We start from the raw sequence: 22,999 nt of genomic DNA on the forward strand, positions 1-22,999 counted from the left end.
CGGTGGAGTATTTCCTGCAGACGCCGGCCTGGGGGGACACCCTGTCCTCTCTCGGCCGCACCATCCATCAGCAATCCGGCCCCGGTTGGAGTTTCCTGGCCGTTGAGGAGAAGAACGCTGCGGGCAAGGTGCTGTACGCCCCTTACGGGCCGGTGGCCTCGTCCGCTGCCGCGTTCGACGCCGCCCTTGCCGCCCTGGTGGAAACGGCACGTTCCATCGGGGCCGTGTTTGTCCGTATCGAGCCTGTTTCCGCCGGGCTTGAGCCGGCGTCCGCCGCAGCGGAACTGCGCCGGCGGGGCCTGCAGCCTGCGCCAGTGAACCAGCAGCCTGAACTCACGTGGATCGTTGACCTTGACCGTGATTTCAAGGAAGTCCTGGCGGAGATGAAGCCGGTTAACCGGAACCTCTACCGGAACATCCACAAAAAAGGTGTCACTTTCCGGACCTCGCAGGATCCGGAGGAGATAGGGATCCTGCTCAATTTCCTGCACATGACGGCCCGCCGCAATGGCTTCAAGCCCCAAAGCGACGAGTACCTGACCCAGGTTGCAACATCCCTGATGCCGGCAGGCGCGGCGACGCTGTTCGTGGCCGAACTCCACGGCGAACCCATTGCCGCGGCGCTGGCTTACGACTCCGCTGACACCCGCACCTACGCCCATGCAGCCCTCGATGACACCCACCGGAAACTCAGCGCCGGGATTCCGCTCCTGGTCACATTGATGGCCGATGCCAAGGACCGTGGACTGAAGCACATCGATCTGTGGGGGGTTGCACCGGAGAACGCGTCCGATCACAAATGGGCAGGTTTCACCGCGTTCAAGAAGTCCTTCGGCGGCTACGAGGTGGCTTACCCGGGAACCTGGGATCTCCCGGTGAAGAAGCTCCGCTACAGCGCTTACCAGTTGACCCGCCAGTTGCGGGACAGGATCATCTCGCTGAGGGCAGCCCTTCGGGCCCGGAAGACGACGTAACGCCGGGTTTCACCCGACCCAACCAACGCCAGAGGCCCTGGATCCGTGTGGATCCAGGGCCTCTGGCGTTTACCGGTGCGGGGCCAGTCAGTTCTTGCGGGCGTAGCCTTCCCACTTGCTGGCCTGGTGCTCACCGTCAACGAAGCGGATGGTGCCGGACTTTGAGCGCATGACGATGGACTGCGTCAGGACCGTGTTCTTGGAGTAACGGACGCCCTTGAGGAGGTCGCCGTCGGTGATGCCGGTGGCCGCGAAGTAGCAGTTGTCGCTGGAGACGAGGTCGTTGGTGGAGAGCACGCGGTCCAGATCGTGGCCGGCGTCGATGGCCTTTTGCTTCTCGTCGTCGCTGGTGGGCCAGAGGCGGCCCTGGATAACGCCGCCCAGGGACTTGATGGCGCAGGCTGCAACGATGCCTTCCGGCGTGCCGCCGATCCCCATCAGGGCATCAACGCCGGTACCGGAACGGGCTGCGGCAATAGCACCCGCGACGTCGCCGTCCATGATGAACTTGGTGCGCGCACCGGCTTCGCGGATCTCTTCAACCAGCGGGCGGTGGCGGTCGCGGTCCAGGATCATGACGTTGAGCTGGTTGACCTTCACGCCCTTGGCCTTGGCGATCAGGTGCAGGTTCTGTTTGACCGGCAGGCGGAGGTCAACCATGTCGGCGGCTTCCGGGCCGGTGACGAGCTTCTCCATGTAGAAGACGGCGGAGGGGTCGAACATCGAACCCCGCTCAGCCACTGCCAGGACAGCAAGTGCGTTATTGATACCCAGCGCGGTCAGGCGGGTTCCGTCGATGGGGTCCACGGCGACGTCGCACTCGGGGCCTGTGCCGTCACCAACGTGTTCGCCGTTGAACAGCATGGGGGCTTCGTCTTTTTCGCCTTCGCCGATAACCACAACGCCGTTGAAGTGGACCGTGCCAAGGAAGGAGCGCATGGCGTCGACGGCGGCGCCGTCGGCCTTGTTCTTATCACCGAAGCCCACCCAGTGGCCACCGGCGATGGCCGCGGCTTCGGTGACGCGGACGAGCTCGAGTGCAAGGTTGCGGTCCGGCTCGTCGATTCCCACGGCCAGGGACGGGGAGATCGTGGAATACTGCTGGGTCATGGGCGTAGGTGACACGTGAACCTCTTCTTCGAGTGGCGATCATTGGACCCGCTCGGCCGGATTCAGCCATGCGGTGATTCCTCTGCTTCTGATCATAGTCGCGGCGCCATCTTCCGGGTGCGCCATGACGCGGCTCCGCAACATGGGATCTGTGCAGGTCCGCCGCTCCCGAATGTGGGTTGAGCCCGATCATGCGCGACTATAGAGGGGTGAGTGAAATGCAGGAAAAAACCAGCCCCGGGCCAGACCCCACCGACTCCGGACGCCGGCACGGGGACGTCAACGCGGGCGAATCCGGCCCCGTACGCCCCGTCATTCCGGCTGCCGCGGCCAAGCGGGCCAACGCATCCGTGATCGGCATGATCATCGCCCTGGTGGTCAGCATCGCCGCCTTCCTGCCCATCGTCTTGATGAATCCGCTTCCCAAGAGCGACGGCTTCCGGCCCGACATCAATGTCGGCGAGGTGGCCCGCAACGCAACGGATGTGGCGGGATTCACACCGGTGGCACCGGATACGGGCAACACCTTCACGTCAAACTACGCCCGCTGGGAGTCTGGCAGCGGCAGCGGCGTTCCCACGTGGGAAGTCGGCTTCCTGACGCCTAAGGATTCCTTCATCGGCCTGGTCCAGACCCGGCAGCCCAACCCCACCTGGCTTGTCCAGCAGACCAAGAGCGCCCCCGTCACGGGAACGCGCAGCGCCGGCGGTCAGGAATGGGAGCTGCGGGACACTGGCAAAGGCGAGAAGTCCATGGTGCTCGATTACCGTGGAACCACCGTTGTCCTGACGGGAAGCGCGCAGCTGGACGAGTTCGCTGTCCTGGCTGCCGCCGTCGTGAAGTCCATGGAGGGCAGTCCGGCCGTCACACTTTCACCCTCTGCCGGTAGCGCACCGTAAAGTAGGCGCGTGGCTACTTACCTGACCCCTGCCCTTGCCTGGCGCCGTCTGCGCGAAGGTAACGAACGTTTTGTCAACGGCGAGTCTTCGCACCCGAACCAGGATGCTTCACGCCGCTCCTCGCTGGTGGAAAACCAGCATCCCTTTGCCGTGATCTTCGGCTGCTCCGACTCCCGGCTCGCGGCCGAGATCATCTTTGACCTGGGCCTCGGCGACGCCTTTGTGGTGCGCACGGCCGGCCAGGTCATCGACGACGCCGTGCTGGGCTCTTTGGAGTACAGCGTCAGTGTCCTGGGCGTGCCGTTGATCGTGATCCTCGGACACGACAGCTGCGGCGCGGTCAGCGCCACCAAGGACGCAGTCGAGACGGGTCAGATGCCCACGGGGTTCATCAGGGACCTCGTGGAGCGGATCACCCCCTCGGTGCTGACGTCCATGCGGAATGACCAGCATGAGGTCAATGACATGGTGGTGGAGCATACGAAGCAGACTTCACAGCGCCTGGTGGACAGCTCCCGTGTGATTTCGGACGCAATCGAAAAGGGCAGGGCGGCTGTCATCGGCCTCTCGTACAGCCTCGTCGAAGGCAGGGCGAACGTGGTTTCAGGCATTGGCGAGCTCTAGGCACTCGCCAACGCACCGCCCGTAGCATGCGGTTCACGGTTTTAGCCCGGGCCGCCAATCGCCCTAAGCTAGCCCCATGACTTCCACTGAAGAATTCCGCATTGAACACGACACGATGGGCGAAGTCCGCGTCCCCGTGAACGCCCTGTACCGTGCACAGACGCAGCGTGCAGTTGAGAACTTCCCCATTTCCGGCAAGACCCTGGAGCGCGCCCACATCGAGGCGCTCGCCCGCGTCAAGAAGGCTGCTGCCCAGGCCAACGCTGAACTGGGAGTGCTCGACGGCGAGCTTGCCAAGGCAATCGCTGACGCTGCCGATGAGGTAGCTGCCGGCAAGTACGACGGCGACTTCCCGATCGACGTCTTCCAGACCGGTTCCGGCACGTCCTCGAACATGAACACCAACGAGGTTATTGCCGAGCTGGCAAGCCGCGCCCTCAAGGCCGCCGGAAGCGACAAAGTTGTCCACCCGAACGACCACGTCAACGCCTCGCAGTCCTCGAACGACGTCTTCCCCACGTCCGTTCACGTTGCCGCCACCTCGGCCCTGATCAACGACCTCATCCCGGCGCTTGGCTACCTTGCCGAGTCGCTGGAGCGAAAGGCCGTGGAGTTCAAGGACGTCGTCAAGTCCGGCCGCACCCACCTGATGGACGCCACCCCGGTCACCCTCGGCCAGGAGTTCGGCGGCTACGCAGCCCAGGTCCGCTACGGCATCGAGCGGATCAACGCCTCGCTCCCCCGCGTCGCTGAAGTTCCGCTGGGCGGCACGGCAGTTGGTACCGGCATCAACACCCCCGCCGGCTTCCCGGAGCGCGTCATCGAACTGCTCGCCACTGACACCGGACTCCCCCTGACGGAGGCCCGCGACCACTTCGAGGCCCAGGCAAACCGCGACGGCCTCATCGAAGCATCCAGCCAGCTGCGCAACATCGCGATCTCCTTCATGAAGATCAACAACGACCTCCGCTGGATGGGTTCCGGCCCCAACACCGGCCTCGGCGAAATCGCCATCCCGGACCTGCAGCCGGGCTCCTCGATCATGCCGGGCAAGGTCAACCCCGTCATCTGCGAGGCGTCCATCATGGTCTGCGCCCAGGTGATCGGCAACGACACCGCGATCGCCTGGTCCGGCACCAACGGCGCCTTCGAGCTGAACGTCGGCATCCCGGTCATGGCCGCCAACCTGCTCGAGTCCGTCCGCCTGCTGTCCAACACCAGCCGTGTGATGGCCGACAAGATGATTGACGGCATCACCGCCAACGTGGAGCGCGCCCGCTTCCTCGCCGAGGCTTCGCCGTCGATTGTGACCCCGCTGAACAAGCACATCGGCTACGAAAACGCGGCCAAGATCGCCAAGAAGGCCGTCGCCGAAGGGCTCACCATCCGCGAGACCGTCATCGCCATGGGCTTCCTGGAGCGCGGTGAGCTGACCGAAGAGCAGCTGGACACCGCACTGGACGTTATGTCCATGACGCGCCCGCCGCACAAGGCCTGAGTCCCCGCCGCCTCCCTGGCTTCGCTCCGCTTAGGCGCGACGTCGGCCGCCCACCTTCCGCATGAAGGTGGGCGGCCGACGTCGTTAACCGGGTTCCGGCGGTCTGTACGTACCTCTACTGGGCTCCCGGCGCCGCCGCCTTCCTAAAATTGCACTTAATTCTGAATAGTGCAAACATATACTTTGTGAATCAAAGTGCAGTTATAGAGGGCGGCCTTCGCGAGCGGAAGCGCGCGGCGACGCGCGCTGCCATTACCGCCGTCGCGCGGAAACTGACCGCCGAACGGGGACTGAACGGCTACACGGTGGAAGAAGTCTGCGAGCAGACGGACATCTCCCGACGGACGTTCTTCAACTACTTCCCCACTAAAGAAGACGCCATCCTTGGCCATGTCGACGATGAGATTCCGCAGGACGTCATCGAGGATTTCATTGCCCGTGGCGGGTCATCCGCGCCCGGCGAAATCTCCCCCACGCTTTTCCAGGACCTGATCGTCCTCTCCCTGAAACTGTCCGAGAACATGGCCGCCTCCGAAGAGGAAACGCGCCAGCTGATCGGCGTTATCAAGAAGGAACCCCAGCTGATGCTGAGGATCATCGGCGCCACTGAGGAGCGCGAGGCCGAATTCGCCCGTGTGCTGGCCCTCCGCGAAGGCGTTGCCCCGGAGCATCCGGTGGTCCAGATGGCCGTGGTCCTCCTGGGGAACATCGCCCGCAAGAGCAGCTGGACCTACTTCTCCGATGGCAATACGCGCCCCTACCGTGAGCTGCTGCTGGAGAACATCTCCGCCGCCCGCCAGCTCTTTTCCCAAAACTTCGAAGAACCCTTACCCGCAGAAGGACACTCATGAGCACCACTGTCAGTCCCAAGGCAGCGGCCGGACCGCTGCTGTTGACCCAGAAACGCATCTGGATCATATTCTCCGCGCTCATTGCCGGCATGTTGCTCTCAAGCCTGGACCAGACCATCGTTTCCACCGCAATGCCCACCATCGTGGGCAAGCTCGGCGGCGTGGAGCACCAGGCGTGGATCACCACCGCCTACCTGCTGGCCACCACCATCGTGATGCCGATCTACGGCAAATTCGGTGACACTCTGGGCCGGCGCAACCTGTTCCTGGTTGCGATCGCCCTGTTCACGCTGGCTTCGGTTGGTTGCGCATTGGCTACCAATTTCTGGGGCTTCGTGATCTTCCGCGCCATCCAGGGCCTGGGTGGCGGCGGCTTGATGATCCTGTCACAGGCCATCATCGCGGACATCGTCCCCGCCAAAGACCGTGGAAAGTACATGGGCCCGCTGGGCGCCATCTTCGGACTCTCCGCCGTTGCAGGCCCCCTGCTCGGCGGCTTCTTCGTGGACCACATGACTTGGGAGTGGGCCTTCTACATCAACATTCCCATCGGTATCGCTGCTTTCGCCATCGCCTGGTTCACCCTGACGCTGCCGAACAAAAAGGCTGAAAAGCGGATCGACATCCTGGGCGTTGTGCTGCTGTCCGCCGCGACCACCTGCCTGATCTTCTTCACGGATTGTGGCGGCAAGAAGGACGAGGGCTGGGATTCACCCCTCACCTGGGCCTTCGGCGCGGGACTGGTGATCTCCGCTGCTGCCTTCGTGATGGTGGAACGCCGCGCGGAGGATCCCATCATTCCGCTGAGCCTTTTCAAGAACCCGATCTTCCTCAACGCCACTGCCATCGGATTCACCCTGGGTCTGGGCATGTTTTCTGCGATCGCCTTTGTGCCCACCTTCCTGCAGATGTCCTCGGGCACTTCCGCCGCCGAGTCCGGCCTGTTGATGCTGCCCATGATGGTAGGCCTGATGGGCACTTCCATCTACTCGGGAATCCGGATCTCGAAGACCGGCAAGTACAAGATGTTCCCCATTCTTGGCGCCGCCTTCACCATGGCTGCAATGCTTTGGATGACCACACTGACGGCATCCACCCCCATCTGGGTCATCTGCGTCCAGCTGTTCATCTTTGGTGCAGGCCTCGGCCTGATCATGCAGGTAGTTGTCCTCGTGGTTCAGAACTCGGTGCCCGCCGATCAGATCGGCACCACCACCAGCACCAACAACTACTTCCGCGAAGTCGGCGCAGCCATGGGCGTGGCGGTCTTCGGTGCAATCTTCACCAACCGGCTGTCCGAGTCCCTGACCATCGCGTTCACCGGGGCCGGCGCATCAGCAGAGCAGGCGTCACAGTCCACCAGCACCCTGGATCCGCAGGCATTGAGCCAGCTTCCGGAGCAGTTGCGGGACGCCATCGTCAACGCCTACGCCGAGTCGTTGGCGCCGGTGTTCTGGTACCTCATTCCATTCATCGCTGCGGCGCTGCTCCTGGCCATCACACTCAAGCAGATCCCGCTCTCGGACACTGCCGGAATGGTGGCCCGCGGTGAAGCTGTGGGCGGAGAGGAAGCCGACCGGCTGGAGGCGGAGCACTTGGCCCTGCTTAGCGGACAAGCCGGGAAGGCTTCTGCTCCCGAGCAGAACGGCACTTCCGAGGCTGATGCTGGTCACGGCTCTGAGGTCATGAAGGACGACGACGGCGAACTCGTTTCCCAGCCTCGGTGACGGACCAGGAGGCTGACAGGGATAGCCGATTGACCGGACGGGGCAACCGACCCGACGGGACGGCCGACCGGCTGACCGCAGGACGGGATTGGCCGGACGGGACGGCCGACCGGACGGCACAACTCAGCGGCTGAGCTGTTGACTCCCTGACTCACGCAGTTCAAATAGACCCGCAGGACAAATAGACCCGCAGGGGCGCCGCAATCTTTGGGGGTTGCGGCGCCCCTGCTGTGTGTCAGGCTATCCAACGAACGTTCGGCGTCCCGCCTGGATTTTGGTTCATGCCGATTCAAGGATCTGGGCATGGCCGTGCTTCGGCAACGCTGGACTGAAGACTGCTTAGCTCCTGAAGCAGGTGTTCCGGTAACAATGGTGGTTCCCAGTCGGGTTGTTCGCTGGCGTAGTGTCTGCCGGTGGGTGAGATCCAGCCCGGTGGTTCGGTCGTGGTGGCGGGTCCGGGTGTCCAGCCGGTGTTGTGCCTGAGCTTGTGGTGCTTCGGGCACGGCTGGGCGAGGTTGCTGATCCCGGTGGTTCCGCCGTGCGCCCAGGCGAGGAGATGGTCCGCTTCGTTGTCCAGGGAGGCGTTGCTGCAACCAGGGAACGGGCACTTCCCATCCCGGAGCCTGAGCCATTGGCGTTGGGCTTTGGTGACCGGGTAGCTGGTCCGTCCGATCTCCAGCGGTGCACCGTCCCGGGGGTCGATCAGGACCCGGTGGAAGGAGGTGGCGCCGTCCGCGATGAGCCTGCGCGCCATGGTCACCGGGATCGGACCGTACCCGTCCAGCATCGCCGGTTCATCCGTGGCACCGAGGAGCGACATGACGGGCACGGTGACCAGGACCTGCGCCCGCGGCACCGGGACCCGCCCCACGGCACTTCCGCCCTTGCCGCCACCCATGGTTCCGCCCCCACCCGGCTGGCCGGCAATCTCACCTGTGCCTTCGAGGAGCAGGGTCGCGGTGGTGTCGGCGCGCATCTGGGTCAGGGTGCGGTCCTCGTCCGGGCCCTGCAGCGCCCGGGCCGCGGCCGTGACCCGGTTCCAGATCCCGGCGGCCTGGTCCGCGGGCAGGTACGCCGAGAGCCAGGCCATGCCGTCCCGGTCCGGGCGGTATTCCAGCCGCCGGTCCGCCACAGACCGGGTGTGGCGTTTTTCGATGCTGACCGGGTGGTGCCGTTCCCGCCAGATCCGGGCCTTATGCCGGAACCGGGACGCGACCAGTTCCCCGACCGGGCCGCGGGCCGGGTTAGGTGCGTCAGGGTCCAGGAAGTGCCCCTCCAACGCCCCCGCTGCGGCGCGGTCAAGGTTGCTGGTCTCATCCACCATCACCCGGGCGTGCTGCCACGAGATTTCCCCGGCCGTGAGTGCGGACAGGGTCAACGGCAAATCGGTGATCAGGGCGTGGGATTCGGCCAGCAGGGCCCCGGCGGTCCGTTCGCCGACCGTCAAAACACAGGCGACCTCCGCGACCAACGCCATTTCCTGCGCGGTGGCCTCCTTCGGCGACAGCGCCGGCGGGTCCAACGCCGTGCAGACTTCGACTAATTCCGCGAGTACGCGGACCTTCTCCGCCGCCGTCCGGGCCTCAAGCCGGGCAATCCCGGCCAACCGGTCCAGACAATCATCCTTCCGCCGATGCAAAGGATCCGACAGAAACAGCACCTCACCCAGGGCTACGTCATCCTTGGCTCCGTCATCACAGTCACCGCCACCGGAACTCCCAAGGCACGCGGACGGGGCAACGGCACAGTCAGCGGCAACGACGCGGCCGGCGGCTACGAAGGGGCCAGCGGCAACGACGGGGACAGCGGCAACGACGGGGACAGCGGCGGATGCCATGATGCGCTCCAACACCTCATCCGCCGTCATGCTTTCCATACCCCCATCATCCTGCGGGGCACCGACAATTTCGGTGTGGACTAAGGCCTATGTGGATAACCCGGGAACTGATGCTTCAGCACAGCGAACAAGCTGGTGAACGGGTGGACACGTCGCGTGAACGCGAGCTTGGCTGCGATCGGGCGGGCGCCGTAAAGGCGTCCAATGGTCCGGGAACTTCCTGCCCCGGACTTCCTGGGGAACGGCTCACCTCGGGTGAGCCCCGCAAAGCATCCGCTCACTCCGGGAAAATCTTGCCGGCAACCGCAGACCTCAGGCGGGCAGCAACATGGCAGCAGCCGCACCGGCGAGCATAAACGGGCCGAACGGTATGGACGACTTCAGGGTGCCGCGCCGTGCCGCAAGCAGGGCAATGGACCACAGCCCACCCAGCAGGAAAGCTGCAAAGGTGCCGGCGAAGACGTGGCCCCAGCCGAGGTAGCCCAAATACATCCCCAGAACTCCGGCCAGTTTCACGTCGCCGAATCCCATTCCTGGCGGATAGACCAGCCGCAGGACAAAATAAAAGACCCAGAGGACCGCTCCCCCGCCAAGTATGCGCAGTGCCGGTACGCCCAGGATCTCCGCGCCACCCTCAAGTGCAGCCCCTTGGGCCCCGGGGCCGGCCACCACGAGGACGATAGCGGCCGTCACAAGCAGCACTCCAGCCACTGCGTAGGACGGGAAGACGATCCGGTTAGGCAACAGGTGGTGACGCACGTCGATGACGGTCAGCCAGGCAGCCATCACCACAAAATAGAGGCACGCTGCCAGGACCAGCCAGAAGGCCAGCGGGGCCACATCCCAAAGTTCGTCCAGTCGTCGGATCACCCCTCGGATGCTACTGGATTCCGCCGGTCCGCGCGGCAGCGCCCACGCGTAAACTGTGGATATGTCGACATGGGACACCAGGCGCCGGCCGGATCCGGACAGCGGCAAACCGGCCGCGGACCTGACCACGGTGTTCCGGAATCTCTGCAGGTCTTCACCCTGGAAATGGCAGAGCCTTCGCTTCGAATACTGGGACGAACCATTTCCCGAGGCCCCCGACGCCGATGCGCCGCTGGTCCGCGCGTGGCTGCGCAGGCCGGGCGCGCTCCGGCTGGAAACCTCGGACGGACTGGTCCTCCACAGCACAACTGGAATCAATGATTCCAAGGACGGGCTCTACATCAGCGCCACGCGGAAGTCGTGGCTGCTTCCCCCGCATCTGGTGGCGCCCGTTTACGACGACGGCGGGCTGGTCAGGCGCCGCCCCGAGGCTGCGTACGGCGAACCAGGCTTCGGTAACGGCCGCTTTTCGGCTGCCCTCGATCCTGTGGAGCTGGCCGGCAACGCTCCCGTGCCCCTGGAATTTCCGGGCAGCAACCCGCTGGAAATCAGCGAAGTCCGGCGGATCGAGCACGAGGGACGGCCGGCACTCGAGGCTCTTGTCACCCCAACGGTCTCCTACCGCCCCGCTGATTCTGCCGCCCCGCTGTGCCAGCCCGGCAGGAACCGGGTAAGGATCGACCTGCAGACGGCCGTGTGTGTGGCAAGCCAATCTCTGGAATCCGCAACGCCGGACTACGGACACTGGCTTCGAATCATCGCGGTCGACGAGTACATGCTGGACGATCTCTTCCTGGCGGAGTCCATGAACCTCACGGACGTCCGGCGCCACATCAGTTGGGACATCTCCGCCTGAATCCACCGAAGGACCGAATCCCCCCACGGGCGCCGGCGACACCAGGACGGCTTGCGGCCGGCACTGATGAACAGTGGGCTACGCTTCCCTGATGACCCCGCTGACTTCTCTCTGGCCCGTCCTTGGCCTCACGCTGACCACACCCCGGCTGGTGCTGCGGCCCATCACCGACGACGACATACCTGCCGCGGTCGCTGCCGCCCGGAGTGGCATCCATCCCCAGGGCCGGAATCCCTTCAGCATGCCCTGGACGGAACTTCCGGATGAGGAGTTGGGGCCCAACATGGCACGGTGGTACTGGCGCTGCCGGGGCGGATTCACCCCTGAGGACTGGACACTGCTTCTGGGGATCTGGCTCGACGGGGAGTTCATCGGCTGCCAGGACATCGGTGCGAAGGACTTTGCAACGCTGAAGACCGTGAGCACGGGCTCGTGGCTCAGGCAGTCCGCCCAGGGCCAGGGCCTGGGCAAGGAGATGCGGGCCGCCGTCGTGCTTTACGCGTTTGACTGGCTGGGAGGAGAGGTGGCGGAGTCGGAAGCCGCCGTCTGGAACGCCGCCTCACTGGGCGTGTCGCGCGCGCTGGGCTATGAGCTCAACGGGGTCGCCCGCAAGTCGTGGGGCGGCGTCATGAAGGAAGTCCAGAATGTCCGTGTCACCCCGGAAACCTTCAAGCGCCCGGACTGGACCGTGAAGGTGGAAGGCCACGAAGCAGCCGCCAAGTTCCTCGGGGCGTAGAAAAGTACGCGGTTCCAGCTGCCGGAGGTGCCCGGGCCAGCCTTCCGGCAGCGTGCGTCAAAGGCGATGAAGGAACCAGCACGCTGAGGAGGGTTGACCCGGGCACCCACGGGAAGGCTAGATCTCGGCGCCCTCCAGGAGTTCCGTTACGAGGGCTGCGATGGGCGAGCGCTCGGAGCGAGTCAGGGTGATGTGGCCGAAGAGCGGGTGTCCTTTCAGGGTTTCGACGACGGCGGCGATGCCGTCGTGCCGTCCGACGCGCAGGTTGTCGCGCTGGGCGACGTCGTGGGTGAGGACGATCTTGGAGTTCTGGCCGATGCGGCTCATGACGGTGAGAAGGACGTTCTTCTCGAGTGACTGGGCTTCGTCCACGATCACGAAGGCGTCGTGCAGGGAGCGTCCGCGGATGTGGGTCAGCGGCATGACTTCCAGCATCCCGCGGTCCATGACCTCCTCCACCACTTCCTGGCTGACCAGGGCGCCGAGGGTGTCGAAGACCGCCTGTGCCCAGGGGTTCATCTTTTCCGACTCGGAACCCGGCAGGTAGCCAAGTTCCTGGCCGCCCACTGCGTACAGGGGCCGGAACACGATGACCTTGCGGTGCTCGCGGCGCTCCAGGACGGCTTCCAGGCCGGCGCACAGAGCAAGAGCGGACTTGCCGGTGCCGGCCCGGCCGCCCAGGGAAACAATTCCGACGGCGGGATCCATCAGCATGTCGATGGCCAGCCGCTGCTCAGCGGAACGGCCATGCAGGCCGAAGACGTCACGGTCGCCCTTGACCAGCCGGACCTGTTTGTCGGAGCCAACCCGGCCCAGGGCGGAGCCGCGGTTGGAGAGAATCACCAGGCCGGTGTTGACGGGCATTTCGGCAGCGGCGGGGATGAAGACCGGTTCGTGGCCGTAGAGCGTGGAGACCTCTTCCTCGGTGGCCTCCACCTCCGCGATCCCCGTCCAGCCGGAGTCCTTCACCAGTTCGTTGCGGTACTCGTCGGCTGTCAGCCCCATGGCGGATGCCTTGACGCGCATGGGCAGGTCCTTGGACACTACCGTCACGTTGCGGCCCTCGTTGGCCAGGTTCTTCGCCACAGCCAGGATGCGGCTGTCGTTGTCGCCGCTTCGGAACCCCAACGGCAGTACCTCAGCGGAAACATGGTTCAGTTCCACCATGAGCGTGCCGCCGTCGTCCCCGATGGGGATGGGCTGGCTCAGGCCGCCGTGCTTGACCCGGAGATCATCGAGCAGCCGAAGCGCCTTGCGCGCAAAGTAGCCGAGTTCGGGGTCGTGCCGTTTTCCCTCAAGTTCCGTGATGACAACAATGGGAACAATGACTTCGTGCTCGGCGAAGCGCAGCAGCGCCCGCGGATCCGAGAGCAGAACGGACGTGTCAATAACGAAGCTGCTAATGGTGGCTTCCCTTCCGGAGACAACAAAACCGGCCGCAGATCGTTCATCTGCTGAACCGGTTATTGGGGTAGCTCGCGTGGCGCGAGAGGTAGCTTTCTGTCCCGCGGAAACGGCCTCGGGCAGTAGTTCAGAAGTAGCCACATCGACTCCAGCCCCGGGCACACGCCCGGAATTGTTATTGGTGAGGCGGTTCGGCCTGAAGGCCGGATCCGGCCTCCCATACAACCGGTGCGAAAATCCGCTCCATGTACTGGCCTCCCCGAACAGCCGGCGGTTTTGCCTGCTGATGGTTACAACGTAAATCCACAGCCAATAAATTCCCTTTTCATCCGTCGGCGATTCTTGTTGCCGGCCGGTAAATTCCGGATGAACGGCACCGACAGGAGTGAGGCGAGGTCAGGCGGTCACGGCCGGACGCCTGGAGCCTGCACCCTGGTCAGGACAACGGCGAACGACCGCGGGCGGCGCCTCATGTTCCGAAGCGGCGCTGCCTGCCGGCATAGTCCCGCAAGGCGCGGAGGAAATCGACCTTCCGGAAAGCCGGCCACAGGGCTTCGCAGAAGTAGAACTCGCTGTACGCGCTCTGCCACATCAGGAACCCGGACAGCCGTTGCTCCCCGGAGGTGCGGATCACCAGGTCCGGATCAGGCTGGCCCCTGGTGTACAGGAAGCGGGATATGTCATCCACGGAGAGAGTGTCCGCGAGCGCAGAAATATCCGAACCCTTCGCGACGGCGTCATGCAGCAGTTCCCGCACGGCATCAACGATCTCGCGGCGTCCGCCGTACCCTACTGCCACATTGACGTGGATCTTCTCGTGCACCGGCGTCCGCGCCGTCAGCTTGTTCAGCCGCTCCGCCAGGTAATCGGGAAGGAGTTCAGGCGCACCCATGGCGTTGACCGAAATGTTGGCGTCCTCGTCGAGGCGGTCCAGCGTGTTGGCGATGATCCCCATGAGGAGGTCCAGCTCTTCCGAGGAGCGGCTCATGTTGTCCGTGGAGAGCATGTAGAGCGTGACAACCTTGACGCCCAGCTCCTGGCACCAGCCGAGGAATTCGTGGATCTTGTCCGCGCCGGCCTGGTGGCCCTGGCTGGTGGGCGCATTGAACTGCTTGGCCCAGCGTCGGTTGCCGTCCACCATCACGCCAATATGCCTGGGAATGCGGTCTCCGGCGAGGTCCCTGAGCAGCCGCCTCTCGTAGAAGCCATAGAGGAACCCGGGCAATTCCACGAGGAGATTCACCTGCCTTCCGTAGCTGTTCGACGGCATTGCACATCCTAGGCTACCGTCCGGGGCACGCCCGAGGGTGCCAAGCCCCGCGCCGACAACCCCGATTTCTTGTTACTCATAGGTAACTTACTGGAACGGAGGATATTCTGGAGCCATGAACAGCCAGACTCCCGACAGCCGCCGCGCCCCCGAATCGGACCGCGGCCCAAGCGCTGTCGATGACGCAGCAGTCCGGCTGGCCGAACTCCTGATGATCAAGCCCAAATGGCGGGGCTGGATACACACCATCACAGCGCCTCTTGCCCTCGCAGCGGGCATCGTGCTGGTAGTGCTGGCTCCCACGCTTGACCGGAAGGTCACCTCGGCGATTTATGCAGCCACAGGTGTCCTGCTCTTTGGCATCAGCGCCATCTACCACCGCGGCAACTGGTCCCCCGGGGTGAAGATTGTCCTGAAACGCCTGGACCACACCAATATCATGCTGGTCATCGCCGGCAGCTACACGCCCCTTGCGTGGGCCTTGCTGGAACGGCCCAAAGCGGTCCTCCTCCTTTGGGTTATCTGGTCCGGAGCGATCTTGGGGGTCCTGTTCCGGCTGCTCTGGACCGAAGCCCCCCGCTGGCTGTACGTGCCCATCTATATCGCCCTGGGCTGCGGATCCCTGTTCTACCTCCCAGAGTTCTTCGCGGCGAGCGTTCCGGCCGCCATCCTCATCTGCGCAGGCGGCATCCTCTACATCACCGGGGCAGTCTTCTATGCCCTCAAGAAGCCCAACATCAGCTACGAGCACTTCGGTTTCCACGAACTGTTCCACGCGCTGACGGTGCTCGCGTTCGGAGCCCATTTCGCGGCGATCCTCATCGCCGTTCTCAGTTGACAGGGCAACCTCAATAACGGAGCCCACTGACCCCGCCGTTCCCTCGCTGTAAACAGCGGCAGCACCGAAGGGTCAGGGGCTGAACTCCCGGAGTCGCGTCCGCAGGTCTTCCAGCGACCCCACAGGGCGTTCGCACACCATATTGCGGCACAGATGAACCAGCGGTGAGCCGTCAGGCGCCGGCAGCTTTCCCGCCAGCAAAGGCACGGGGCCGGCCCCGGAAGTCGGGTCCGACGGCGGGACACCAGCGCCGCCGTCGTCCTCCGTTCGGTAGTCCTCCGCGCTGCCGTCCCCCACCGCGATCACCAGTCCCGGGCTGGCCGCGTTCAGCAGCTCCCGGTGCAGTGCAGTCCTTTCAGGACTGTCACGCCCGACGACGGCAGCCTCCACCGGTCCCACAAGGGCCGCCTGCGCGATGGCCAGGAGCCAGCCGGCCGCCCGCGACGCCCGGCTTGTCAGCGGCGGCAGGAGTGCGAGGACATGGTCAGCCAGGCGGCGGTGGTCGGCCGAACCGGACAGGGCTGCGTAGCTGAGCAACACGCCGGCGAAGTCTGCGGCGCCGCTGCCCTGTGGTGACCCGGGAGTCCGGTCCCCGCTAGTCCTTTGCGCCGGGGCGGTTCGTGTCGGAGCCGTCCAGCGCGCTGCCCTCAACGCCGCCCTCTAACGGATGCCGCTCCTCTTCAGCCTGGATGTCAGCCGCTTCCGCCGCCGCCTGCCGTTCTTCCTCCACCTGGGCGCGGTAGCGGACGCGCCGAATGCGGCGGACCATGTCGACAATCAGCAGCGTTGTGGCAAGGACGAAGAAGGCCGTCATGATGAAGCCCCACAGGCCGGGGGTGATCTGGTCCTCAGTAATGCCTTCGCGCAGGCCTGGCGTGGGAAGCGGCGAGGGCGTGGTGGCCAGGGTGAGGAGCAAGTGATGCACGGTTCAAACCTTCTGTGGAAACTGATGGGCAGCCGGCGACGGATTCCGGACCCCGGCCCACCGGACCAGGATCACCGAACTGCTTTTCTACACGGCATAGAACAACCTGCCGCATCTATCTTAGCCCGGCGAACAGGTCCTTTTCGGGGAATTCAACTGGAATCCGGGCCTCGATCAGCGAGTAGTCTTCCCACGGCCACACCCTGCGCTGCAGCTCGGGTGAGACGGCGAAGAAGAACCCCAGCGGATCCACTTGGGTGCGGTGTGCACGGAGAGCATCATCGCGGGCCTCGAAGTAGTCCCCGCAGTCGATCTGGGTGGTGGTGGAATGGGTGCCCGGTGGCGGGGTGTGGCCCTCGGCATCCGTTTCCAGCCACGCGGCCAGCCGCTCTGCGTACGGCGACTGCAGGCCGGCCTCCTCGAGGGCGAAGTGCAGTGCCCGGAACCGTTCCGGACTGAACGCGCGGTCGTAATACAGCTTGCTGGGTATCCAGGCCTCTCCTGCGTCCGGGTAGCGGTCCGGGTCACCGGCAGCTTCGAACGCCTCCACAGCCACCCGGTGCGCCATGATGTGGTCCGGGTGCGGGTATCCCCCATTTTCGTCATAGCTGATAATCACCTGCGGCTTGAAGTCCCGGACCAACCGCACCAGGGGTGCCGCTGCGCGATTCAGGGGCTGGAGGGCGAAGGATCCCGCGGGCAACGGCGGCAGCGGGTCCCCTTCGGGCAACCCCGAATCAGCGAAGCCGAGCCAGCGCTGCTTGATCCCCAGGACCTTTGCGGCCTGTTCCATCTCCAGCCGCCGCGCCCCTGCCATGTCCCGCTTGGGGTGGGGTTCGCTTTCCATGGCGGGGTTCTGGATGTCGCCGCGGGCTCCGTCCGTGCATGTGGCCACCATGACTTCCACGCCGGAGGCGGCGTACATGGCCATGGTCGCCGCACCCTTGCTCGACTCGTCATCCGGGTGCGCGTGTACGGCAAGCAGCCGGAGCGGAGCCGGAGTTTGGGTGGACGCTGTCATCGAAGGACGGCTCCTTATTCTTCTGTGGCCGCCGGGACGGGCACTGGGCTGACGGTGAATGGCACTACTGGCATTGAACTAGGACTGAGACTGAACTGAGCGGGAGGCTCGGTGAAGCGGACTGCCGGCGGAGCGGCCCTTCACCAGCGGAGCGAACCGGACCGGCCGGCCGTGGCCCGGATCCGAACTAAACTGGATTGGTGACTACCCAGGATCAGCCCACAGTGTCCCCGCCTGCAGACACTAGCCTAGCCAATCGTTATGGCAGTAAAAAGCAACCCCTGCCACGCGCGGCCAAGCGTGGCATTACCCTGGGTGCACTGGCAGTCGGGATTGGTTTTATGGCCTGGGTCTCCACGTCCTCCGCCGTCTCCGACGTGACCTTCAAGGACATCGGCTTCAAGACCATCGATGCCACAGCGGCCGAGGTCGATTTCCAGGTCACCCGGGAACCGGAAACGGCGGTCAAATGCGCCATCAAGGCCCTCGACTCCAAATTCGCCGTGGTGGGCTGGAAAGTGGTTGACATCCCGCCCGGTGAGGCAGACGCAACGGCCGACGGCGGCAGGACAGTTGCCCAGCGCGTGGCACTGCGGACGGAGTCCCTGTCGGTTTCCGGCGTGGTGGACAGCTGCTGGATTCCGTGACCGGCCGAGTGGCAAGATGTGATCTGCAACGCTTACCCGTTGGGATAAATCCACAGTATTGACTACAATGAATCAATACCCTTTACCCCGCTGAGCTGGTTACTGAGTTCCACAAGTGGCCACCGTGGCGGGGTCTTTTGCATGTATCACCACTAGAGGAGAAGTCCGTGTCTACCACCAACAGCGCGCCTGCAGCCTGGCTCACCCAGGAAGCTTTTGACCGCCTGAAGGCAGAGCTGGACCATCTTTCCGGCGCTGGCCGTGCGGATATTGTCCAGAAGATCGAATCTGCCCGGCAGGAGGGCGACCTCAAGGAAAACGGCGGCTACCATGCTGCCAAAGAGGAACAGGGAAAGATCGAAGCCCGTATCCGTCAGCTGACAGCCCTTCTGCGGGACGCCCATGTAGGGGAAGCACCGGCCGATGACGGAATCGTTGAGCCCGGCATGCTCGTTGTTGCGAGGATTGCCGGCGACGAAGAGACGTTCCTGCTGGGCTCCCGCGAAATCGCCGGCGATTCAGATCTGGACGTTTTCAGCGAAAAGTCACCCCTGGGTGCGGCAATCGTTGGCCACAAGGAGGGCGAGAAGCTCAGCTACACCGCTCCGAACGGCAAGGATATTACGGTGGAGATCCTCTCCGCCAAGCCGTACGTCGGCTAAAACCCAAGCCTGAAAACGCCGGACCCCTCAGGGGGCCGGCGTTTTTGCTTTTGCGGGGCGCAGCAGCAGGGCGGCTACCAGTCCGCCCACAGCCCCGCCGAGGTGCGCCTGCCAGGAAACAAAGCTGCCCATGATGGGCAGCACTCCCAGCAGGATGCTGCCATAAACCATGAACAGCACCACTGCGAGAAGAATCTGCCGCCAGCTGTGATTGAAGAATCCCCTGACCAGCAGGAAGGCGAACAGCCCGAAAACCAGGCCCGAGGCACCCACCGTGATACCGCCGTCGCCGATCAGCCACACGGTCAGCCCGGATCCCAGCCAGCTGAAGGCGAGGGCCGTCAGGAACACCCGGAGGCCTGAAAGGAACACCAGGAAACCGAAGACGATCAGCGGCAGTGCATTGGAGAGCAGGTGGTTCAGGTTGGCGTGCAGCAGCGGGAACGTGAGAATGTCCAGCAGTCCGTCAGCTGACCGCGGCCTGAGCCCAAAAGTCCGGTTCAGAGCATGCAGGGTCAGCATGTTGAACACTTCGATGACGAAGAGCAGGACAACAAACCCGCCTGACACCAGCAGCCCGCCCCGGGCCCGTGAAGCCGTGGTTTCCCTGTTCCGGGGCTTTCCGTCCCCCAACGCGTCCAGCATGGCTGCTCCTAGTGCACCACTATGGGTTGGAAACCCTCCGCACGGAGGGCCCCCAGGACCTGTTCGCAGTGCTCGTGTCCTTTGGTTTCCAGGTTTACCGTGATGGAGACGTCGCCCATGCTGATGGAGCCGCCCACACGGGTGTGGTCCAGGCCGGTCACGTTCGCATCATTTTCGGCAATGATGCGGGCGATGGTCGCCAGGGACCCCGGCCGGTCGTCCAGCATCATCCGCACGGTCATGTATCGCCCGGCAGCGGACAGGCCGCGCTGGATCACCTTGAGCATCAGCATGGGATCGATGTTGCCGCCGGACAGGATCACAGCAGTGGTGCCCGGATTCTCGATCTTGCCGTCCATCAGTGCCGCCACACCCACAGCTCCGGCGGGTTCGACCACCATTTTGGCGCGTTCCAGCAGGAAGATCAGGGCACGCGCCAAGGAGTCTTCGCTGACGGTGACGACGTCGTCCACGAGTTCGCGGATGATGCTGAACGGCAGCTGACCGGGGCGTCCCACGGCGATGCCGTCAGCCATTGTTGAGACCTTCTTCAGCGGGACCAGCGCGTCTGCGGCCAACGACGGCGGGTAGGCCGCCGCGTTCTCCGCCTGGACGCCGATGATGCGGATCTCGCGGCCCAGCTCCCGTGCCCTTGCCTTCACGGCTACGGCAACGCCGGCCAGCAGGCCGCCGCCGCCAACGCCCATCAGGATGGTGTCAACGTTGGGGATCTGCTCGAGAATCTCCAGGCCGATGGTTCCCTGGCCGGACACCACGTCCACGTTATCGAACGGGTGCACAAAGACCATGCCTGATTCGTCGGCATAACGTTGCGCCTCGGCGAGGGCCTCATCCACGTTGTGACCGTGGAGGATCACCTCGGCACCGTGGCTGCGGGTGGCTGCGAGCTTGGGCAGGGCCACACCCAGCGGCATGTAGATACGGGCTTTGATGCCGAGACTCTTGGCGGCCACAGCAACACCCTGGGCGTGGTTGCCGGCCGATGCGGCAACGACACCGCGTTTTTTCTCCTCAGGCGACAACTTGGCCATGCGGACGTAGGCACCGCGGACCTTGAATGAACCGGCCCGCTGCAGGTTTTCGCACTTGAAGTAGACGTCGCCGCCCACCATGGCACCGAGCGCACGCGATGACTCCACAGGAGTCCGCATAATAATCCCCTCGAGCAGCTTCTGCGCCTCCAGGACATCGTCCAGCGTGACGGGAAGGGTATCGAGGGTGTTCACGGACTATTCTCCTTGGGTGGATTCGGCTCCTGCGCCCTTGCCGGTGGTGGCGGCCCGGGCGGCAGGGGTGGATGCTTCTGTACTGGTTGCGGCGTCCTTGCCGCGGCCGGACCTGATGCCGGGTAACCGGACTTCCTTAATGGTGTTATCGGAGTCCGGCCCATGCGTCACAGGCCCTTCGGGCGTTGCCAGCACTTGTTCATGTTCCCACGTTCTGGCGGCGATGTAGCGAATCGCTGAGTTTGCTACGGCGAGGATGGGCACCGAGAAAAGGGCGCCGGGGATGCCCGCGAGGTAGGAGCCCGCCGCCACGGACAGGATAACGGCCACCGGATGCAGGGCTACTGCCTTGCCCATCACGAGGGGCTGAAGGATGTGGCTCTCGAGTTGCTGGACCAGCAAGACGATGGCCAGCATGATGAGGGCATTGACCGGCCCGTTGGCCACCAGGGCGAGGAGGACTGCCACGGCTCCGGTAACCAGCGCTCCCACAATCGGAATGAAGGAGCCAATAAACACCAACACACCCAGTGGGAGCGCCAACGGCACACCGATGATGGCGGCACCTGCGCCGATTCCCACGGCGTCAACAAACGCGACGAACATCTGGATTCGGGCGTAGCTGACCATAGATGCCCAGCCCTTGCGGCCGGCACCGAAGGTTGCGGCGCGGGCCTTCCGGGGCAGCAACCGGACCAGGAACGCCCAGATCCGGTCACCTTCGAGGAGGAAGAAGATTGTCACAAATAACGCAAGGACCAGTCCGGCGGCGAAATGCCCTGCAGTGCTTCCGAAGGACAGGGCGCCGCTGAGGATGCTGCTGCTGTTGTTCTGCAGGGCGGCTGTTCCCTCCTGCAGATACTGGTCAATCTGGGCCGCCGTCAGGTGCAGCGGACCATCGGCAAGCCAGCCTTGGATCTGCTGGATCCCGGTCAGCGCCTGGCTCCACAGCTCGCTGAACCCGGCAACAAGCTGGCGCCCTACCAACGCAAGGGAGCCCGCGATCAGGCCCAGGAATCCCACGACAGTAATGGCTACGGCCGCACCGTTGGGAACGCTCCTCCGCCGCAACCAGCCCACCACCGGGCTCAGCAGGCCGGCCAGGAGGGCCGCCACCATTACCGGAATGATCAGGAAGCTGATCCGGCTGAGCAGCCAAACGAGAGCGCCGGCCACCAGCAGGATCAGGCCGATCCGCCAGGCCCACGAGGCAGCGATCCGGACTCCGTATGGAATGTCCTGGTCAAGCTCCCGGTCCCCCCGCACCCGCGGCGGACGGGTCAGTCCAACCGCTGGGACGGCGGTCGATGGTGATGGGGTGGCATCCTCGGCTGGCGTCATAGCCTAATACTTCCTCAGCAACGTCCCTTATGCGAAACGGCGGCCAGGCATCATGCCCGGTCCAGGACCGCGCTGATTCCCCAGGAGATACCGAAGGATTCGCCGGCCGGGAGCCACCGCAGCCCGTCACCGGAGTTGAAGGCGTTCGCCGGCCCGGTCATGGGCTCGATCGCTACAGCCCGTTCGTTGCCGGGCAGCTCGGTGGTCACAAAAACGTGGACGTAGCCGCAGGACCCGTCCTGCCACAGCGTCACACTGCGGCCGTCCGGAGCGCTCAGCGTGTGGCGGGCGGTGCCGCCGTCGAACGCCAGATCCGTCAGGGCGACATCGACGTCGAGGTCTCCCACCCTGAGACCGGCACGGAAGTCAGAGTCCCCGCTGACAGGCTCCGCGCTGCGCGGAATGAGGCGCTCGTCGGCCACCAGCCGGGTGTCAGCAGCTACCGTCAGGATCAGATCGTCCACGGCCGTCCCGCCCAGCCGCAGGTACGGATGGGCGCCGAGGACGAATGGTGCGGGGGCTGTGGAATGGTTGATCAGGGTCTGGCGGACCTCCAGCCCCAGATCCTCTGCCAGGGAATACTGCACCCGGTGCCGTACCAGGAACGGGTAACCATGTTGCGGAAAGACCGTAGCCTCCAGTGTCACTGAATGCTCGGACTCATCCACCAGGTTGTAGGACGCGTTGCGGAGCAGGCCATGGCTCGCGTTGTTCCGCGAAACCTCCGTGATGTCCAGCTGCTGCTTCTTGCCGTTGAGGTACCAGACCCCGTCCTCCACCCTGTTTGCCCACGGTGCGAGGGTGATGCCGCCGGCGCCGGGCGCGATTTGGTCATCGCCGTAGGTTTCCGTCAACGCCACGCCGGCGCGGCTGTAGAGCCGCAGCCCGGCTGCCAGCTCGGTGACAACTGCAAGGGCGTCACCCCTGCGGATCTCGTACTGCCTGCCGGTGGCGTAGGCCTGAAAGCCCGTGGCGACGCCTGTGTCCGCACTTGGAATCGAAGTCATGAGCACCACC

Annotated in this window: 24 protein-coding genes; 12 read left to right on the forward strand and 12 right to left on the reverse strand. The window is 64.5% G+C overall.

Features of this window, described 5'->3' with window-relative positions; all coding sequences use genetic code 11:
* Positions 1–2: 2 nt before the first annotated feature.
* Positions 3–974 (forward strand): lipid II:glycine glycyltransferase FemX, encoded by a 972-nt coding sequence (locus AC1MCA_RS04135; RefSeq protein WP_479801447.1) that lies wholly within the window; start codon positions 3–5, stop codon positions 972–974.
* 87 nt (positions 975–1,061) lie between these two features.
* On the opposite strand, the gene glpX is transcribed toward AC1MCA_RS04135, so the two are convergent.
* The gene (gene glpX / locus AC1MCA_RS04140; RefSeq protein ID WP_181365305.1) at positions 1,062–2,084 is read right to left on the reverse strand and encodes a class II fructose-bisphosphatase; all 1,023 of its coding nucleotides are present in this window, start codon (positions 2,082–2,084) and stop codon (positions 1,062–1,064) included.
* Positions 2,085–2,302: 218 nt separating this feature from the next.
* On the opposite strand from glpX, the gene AC1MCA_RS04145 reads away from it, so the two are divergent.
* From AC1MCA_RS04145 to AC1MCA_RS04165, 5 genes are all read left to right on the forward strand, one after another.
* Positions 2,303–2,983: a DUF4245 domain-containing protein gene (locus AC1MCA_RS04145; RefSeq protein ID WP_479803282.1), complete on the forward strand. Its 681-nt coding sequence runs from the start codon at positions 2,303–2,305 to the stop codon at positions 2,981–2,983.
* Between the two features lie 9 nt (positions 2,984–2,992).
* Complete coding sequence (locus AC1MCA_RS04150; protein ID WP_479801448.1) at positions 2,993–3,607, forward strand: carbonic anhydrase; 615 nt, start codon at positions 2,993–2,995, stop codon at positions 3,605–3,607.
* A 76-nt stretch (positions 3,608–3,683) separates the two neighbouring features.
* Positions 3,684–5,105 carry a class II fumarate hydratase gene (locus tag AC1MCA_RS04155; RefSeq protein ID WP_108600863.1) on the forward strand — a complete coding sequence of 474 codons (1,422 nt, stop codon included), beginning with the start codon at positions 3,684–3,686 and terminating at the stop codon, positions 5,103–5,105.
* Positions 5,106–5,290: 185 nt separating this feature from the next.
* The gene (locus tag AC1MCA_RS04160; RefSeq protein WP_479801449.1) at positions 5,291–5,956 is read left to right on the forward strand and encodes a TetR/AcrR family transcriptional regulator; all 666 of its coding nucleotides are present in this window, start codon (positions 5,291–5,293) and stop codon (positions 5,954–5,956) included.
* Entirely contained in the window at positions 5,953–7,683 is a 1,731-nt protein-coding gene (locus AC1MCA_RS04165; RefSeq protein WP_479801450.1) for an MDR family MFS transporter, read from the forward strand. Before AC1MCA_RS04160 ends, AC1MCA_RS04165 begins: the two co-directional genes overlap by 4 nt.
* Before the next feature lie 289 nt (positions 7,684–7,972).
* On the opposite strand, the gene AC1MCA_RS04170 is transcribed toward AC1MCA_RS04165, so the two are convergent.
* Positions 7,973–9,352 carry an HNH endonuclease signature motif containing protein gene (locus AC1MCA_RS04170; RefSeq protein ID WP_479803284.1) on the reverse strand — a complete coding sequence of 460 codons (1,380 nt, stop codon included), beginning with the start codon at positions 9,350–9,352 and terminating at the stop codon, positions 7,973–7,975.
* Between AC1MCA_RS04170 and AC1MCA_RS04175 the strand changes: the two genes are divergently transcribed.
* Complete coding sequence (locus AC1MCA_RS04175) at positions 9,317–9,604, forward strand: hypothetical protein (protein WP_479803511.1); 288 nt, start codon at positions 9,317–9,319, stop codon at positions 9,602–9,604. The genes AC1MCA_RS04170 and AC1MCA_RS04175 overlap by 36 nt on opposite strands.
* A 228-nt stretch (positions 9,605–9,832) precedes the next feature.
* Here AC1MCA_RS04175 and AC1MCA_RS04180 read toward each other — a convergent pair whose 3' ends face one another.
* The gene (locus tag AC1MCA_RS04180; RefSeq protein ID WP_479801451.1) at positions 9,833–10,390 is read right to left on the reverse strand and encodes a prepilin peptidase; all 558 of its coding nucleotides are present in this window, start codon (positions 10,388–10,390) and stop codon (positions 9,833–9,835) included.
* 61 nt (positions 10,391–10,451) lie between these two features.
* Between AC1MCA_RS04180 and AC1MCA_RS04185 the strand changes: the two genes are divergently transcribed.
* Entirely contained in the window at positions 10,452–11,246 is a 795-nt protein-coding gene (locus tag AC1MCA_RS04185; RefSeq protein ID WP_479801452.1) for a hypothetical protein, read from the forward strand.
* Between the two features lie 91 nt (positions 11,247–11,337).
* A complete protein-coding gene (locus tag AC1MCA_RS04190; protein WP_479801453.1) occupies positions 11,338–11,982 on the forward strand; it encodes a GNAT family N-acetyltransferase in 645 nt (214 codons plus the stop codon).
* 117 nt (positions 11,983–12,099) lie between these two features.
* Here the strand turns inward: AC1MCA_RS04190 and AC1MCA_RS04195 are convergent, their stop codons facing one another.
* Positions 12,100–13,527: a PhoH family protein gene (locus tag AC1MCA_RS04195; protein WP_108600257.1), complete on the reverse strand. Its 1,428-nt coding sequence runs from the start codon at positions 13,525–13,527 to the stop codon at positions 12,100–12,102.
* A 328-nt stretch (positions 13,528–13,855) separates the two neighbouring features.
* Positions 13,856–14,617 carry an isoprenyl transferase gene (locus tag AC1MCA_RS04200; RefSeq protein WP_354147340.1) on the reverse strand — a complete coding sequence of 254 codons (762 nt, stop codon included), beginning with the start codon at positions 14,615–14,617 and terminating at the stop codon, positions 13,856–13,858.
* A gap of 154 nt (positions 14,618–14,771) precedes the next feature.
* On the opposite strand from AC1MCA_RS04200, the gene trhA reads away from it, so the two are divergent.
* Positions 14,772–15,494, forward strand: a complete 723-nt coding sequence (gene trhA, locus AC1MCA_RS04205) for a PAQR family membrane homeostasis protein TrhA (RefSeq protein ID WP_479801454.1) — start codon at positions 14,772–14,774, stop codon at positions 15,492–15,494.
* Positions 15,495–15,566: 72 nt separating this feature from the next.
* On the opposite strand, the gene AC1MCA_RS04210 is transcribed toward trhA, so the two are convergent.
* The 3 genes from AC1MCA_RS04210 to mca all read right to left on the reverse strand — a co-directional run bounded on the left by AC1MCA_RS04210 (position 15,567) and on the right by mca (position 17,440).
* A complete protein-coding gene (locus AC1MCA_RS04210) occupies positions 15,567–16,034 on the reverse strand; it encodes a hypothetical protein (RefSeq protein ID WP_479801455.1) in 468 nt (155 codons plus the stop codon).
* 55 nt (positions 16,035–16,089) lie between these two features.
* Positions 16,090–16,419, reverse strand: a complete 330-nt coding sequence (locus AC1MCA_RS04215; RefSeq protein ID WP_479801456.1) for a hypothetical protein — start codon at positions 16,417–16,419, stop codon at positions 16,090–16,092.
* Between the two features lie 115 nt (positions 16,420–16,534).
* Positions 16,535–17,440 (reverse strand): mycothiol conjugate amidase Mca, encoded by a 906-nt coding sequence (mca, locus tag AC1MCA_RS04220; RefSeq protein ID WP_479801457.1) that lies wholly within the window; start codon positions 17,438–17,440, stop codon positions 16,535–16,537.
* 200 nt (positions 17,441–17,640) lie between these two features.
* Between mca and AC1MCA_RS04225 the strand changes: the two genes are divergently transcribed.
* Complete coding sequence (locus tag AC1MCA_RS04225) at positions 17,641–18,087, forward strand: DUF4307 domain-containing protein (protein WP_479801458.1); 447 nt, start codon at positions 17,641–17,643, stop codon at positions 18,085–18,087.
* 167 nt (positions 18,088–18,254) lie between these two features.
* Positions 18,255–18,749: a transcription elongation factor GreA gene (gene greA / locus AC1MCA_RS04230; RefSeq protein WP_108599142.1), complete on the forward strand. Its 495-nt coding sequence runs from the start codon at positions 18,255–18,257 to the stop codon at positions 18,747–18,749.
* 27 nt (positions 18,750–18,776) lie between these two features.
* Here the strand turns inward: greA and AC1MCA_RS04235 are convergent, their stop codons facing one another.
* Genes AC1MCA_RS04235 through AC1MCA_RS04250 form a run of 4 tightly spaced genes read right to left on the reverse strand, consistent with a single transcriptional unit; the run spans position 18,777 to position 22,989 of the window.
* Positions 18,777–19,394 (reverse strand): rhomboid family intramembrane serine protease, encoded by a 618-nt coding sequence (locus tag AC1MCA_RS04235; protein WP_479801459.1) that lies wholly within the window; start codon positions 19,392–19,394, stop codon positions 18,777–18,779.
* Positions 19,395–19,402: 8 nt separating this feature from the next.
* The gene (ilvA, locus tag AC1MCA_RS04240; protein ID WP_108599140.1) at positions 19,403–20,641 is read right to left on the reverse strand and encodes a threonine ammonia-lyase; all 1,239 of its coding nucleotides are present in this window, start codon (positions 20,639–20,641) and stop codon (positions 19,403–19,405) included.
* 3 nt (positions 20,642–20,644) lie between these two features.
* The gene (locus tag AC1MCA_RS04245) at positions 20,645–21,982 is read right to left on the reverse strand and encodes an AI-2E family transporter (protein WP_479801460.1); all 1,338 of its coding nucleotides are present in this window, start codon (positions 21,980–21,982) and stop codon (positions 20,645–20,647) included.
* Between the two features lie 50 nt (positions 21,983–22,032).
* Positions 22,033–22,989, reverse strand: coding sequence for an aldose 1-epimerase family protein (locus AC1MCA_RS04250; RefSeq protein ID WP_479801461.1), 957 nt, complete (start codon positions 22,987–22,989; stop codon positions 22,033–22,035).
* Positions 22,990–22,999 lie beyond the last annotated feature (10 nt).

This window comes from Arthrobacter sp. BK1, assembly GCF_056680055.1.